This is a genomic window from Weissella sp. DD23, from assembly GCF_001579105.1.
Taxonomy (GTDB): Bacteria; Bacillota; Bacilli; order Lactobacillales; family Lactobacillaceae; genus Weissella; species Weissella cibaria.
Genome location: NZ_KQ970390.1, coordinates 261597 through 264027 on the forward strand (window position 1 = coordinate 261597; position 2431 = coordinate 264027).

General features: G+C 46.1%; 3 protein-coding genes. All 3 read left to right on the forward strand.

What is annotated here, in order from left to right; all coding sequences use genetic code 11:
- On the forward strand, positions 1-1104 hold a 1104-nt coding region (locus WEIDD23_RS01270), incomplete at its 5' end, for a tetratricopeptide repeat protein (RefSeq protein ID WP_242865362.1).
- 167 nt (positions 1105-1271) lie between these two features.
- A complete protein-coding gene (locus WEIDD23_RS01275) occupies positions 1272-1691 on the forward strand; it encodes an Hsp20/alpha crystallin family protein (RefSeq protein ID WP_010371670.1) in 420 nt (139 codons plus the stop codon).
- Between the two features lie 93 nt (positions 1692-1784).
- Positions 1785-2431, forward strand: a 647-nt coding sequence (locus tag WEIDD23_RS01280) for a tRNA (adenine(22)-N(1))-methyltransferase (RefSeq protein ID WP_062358691.1), incomplete at its 3' end; no start/stop codon positions are given.

The window sequence follows — 2431 nt, forward strand, 5'->3', positions numbered from 1 at the left end:
GAGAAGTATCCGGATGAAGATCAATTGCGTACGGCGTTGGCCGATATTGCAATTGACGAGGATAAGACAGATGAAGCGATTGCTTATTTGGCTGAAATTTCTCCAGAGTCAAATGCTTACATTGAATCATTGTTGGTACTAGCCGACTTGTATCAGTCTGAAGGATTGAATGAAGCGGCTGAAGCGAAGTTGCGTGAAGCTTATGATTTGGCACCAGAAGAGTCAATCATTAAGTTTGCCTTGGCCGAGTTCTACTTTGCGACTGGGCAATACAACACAGCCATTCCGTTCTACCGTGAGTTGCTACAAGCCGGTGAGCGTCGCTTCTCTGGTTTGGACATTGCGTCACGAATTGGTGTGGCTTACGCACTGGTAGGTAACTTCAAGAACGCTTTGGGTTACCTTGAGCAAATCAAGACGACTGATTTGACGCCAGATGTTCGTTTCCAATTGGGAATGACATACGCGGCAGACCCTGAAACGGCCGACAAGGCGATCGACGCCCTGGAGGAATTGCAAGAAATCGATCCATCATACGCGGGGTTGTATGAACCACTTGGCCAATTGTATGAAGATACAAATGATCAAGAACAAGCGTTGATTACGTACCAGGCTGGTATCGCGGTCGACGCCTTTAACACCACGCTTTACCAACGAGCAGCAGCCGTTGCGCAAATCCAAGGAGAAGATGAAGAAGCTGATCGTATTTATCGTGAAGCACTTGAGAATAATCCAGAAGATTTGACGTTGACGATTGGTTATTCAAACTTGTTGGTTGCCATGGGTGATCACGTTGGGAACATTAACTTATTGAACGCGTTCTTGGGTGAAGACGATTCTGAAACTGATCCACAATTGTACTGGAACTTGGCACAAAGCTATACGGCTTTGGAGGACTTCGAGATGGCTACGAAGTACTGGAACGCCGCTTTGCCATTCTTCTTGGATAACATTAACTTCTTGAAGCCAGCCTACTACTACTTCCGTGAAGAAGGTGAGACGGCATTGGCTGAAGAGGCGTTGTTCAACTACACACAATTGGCACCAAACGACTACGAGATGGCCGAACTTTACGACCAACTCAAGGAAGACAAGGGCCTATAAATTTTTAGCTCATACTTTGCGGTATGGGCTTTTTTATTCACACAAACACCATGGCTACGTCACGAAGTTAAACAGTTTGTGAAGCCGAGTCTTATCGCTATTGTCTGAGTTAACTGACGTGTTAAAAATGAAGGGTAAACATGTTAGAAAAATGGAGGACTAAAGGCATGGCACATGAATTGTTACGTCGACGACATGAAACGCTAGGGGAATTGCTTGATAAAATGGATGCGTCATTGGTACGCTCACAAACGTTTGGTACCGATATGAAGTCGGACGTTGTTGAGAAGGATGATTGCTTTGAAGTCACTGCCGATATTCCTGGTGCTGATAAGGCAGACGTGAAGGTGGATTACGAAGCGGATACGTTACACATTGCGGCCACACGTCATGAAATTAAAGATCACTCAGACAAAGATGGCAATATTTTGCAATCTGAGCGTAGTTTCGGGTCAGTTGGCCGATCATACTACTTACCAAATGTGGACCGGGAAGGTATCACTGCCAAGTATAAGAATGGTGTACTCCACGTGGTGTTGCCGAAGACCGAAGTTACAAAAACATCGGGCATCAAAATTGAAGATTAAACAAAAATGATGAGAAACGCCGACCTGTTAGCAGGCCGGCGTTATTTGTGCTAATATATTTGTAATAAACTTAATGGAAACGAGGACATGCGAATGGATGCATTGCAATTGTCACGACGGTTGGCGACGGTTGCGTCGTATGTACCCGATGGTGCCCGCCTGGCTGATATTGGTTCAGATCACGCTTATTTGCCGGCAAATCTCTTGTTGAATAAGCGGATTTCATTTGCGATTGCAGGTGAAGTCGCGCAGGGACCGTTAGATAATGTGCAACATGAAATTAATCGGCATCGGTTAGGGGATGTGTTGGTGCCCCGTTTGGCTGATGGCCTAGCGGCAGTTCAACCCGAAGACTTGATTGACACGGTCACAATCGCTGGAATGGGTGGTCGCTTAATTGCCCAGATTCTAACGGCTGGCCATGCCGATGTCCAACGTTACCAGCGGCTCATCCTGCAACCTAATATTGATATTGATGTGGTACGGACATGGTTGATGGATAACGGTTACCAGCTAACCGACGAAACGGTTGTGGCTGATGATGGTCACTTCTACGAAATTTTGGTTGCGGTGCCGGGTCATGTAACTTACGATAAGCAAGCGCTACAATTTGGTCCTTATAACTTGGTTAATCGACCAGAGGCGTGGCTAGCGAAGTGGCAACGTGAATATGAACGCATTGGTGTGATTATGGCGAAGTTAGCTGATGCTAATAAGCAGGACACCCCGGCTTATCAAGA

Coding starts and splice junctions, on each gene's coding strand:
- WEIDD23_RS01275 (WP_010371670.1), top strand. CDS start 1,272: ATGGCACATGAATTGTTACGTCGACGACATGAAACGCTAGGGGAATTG.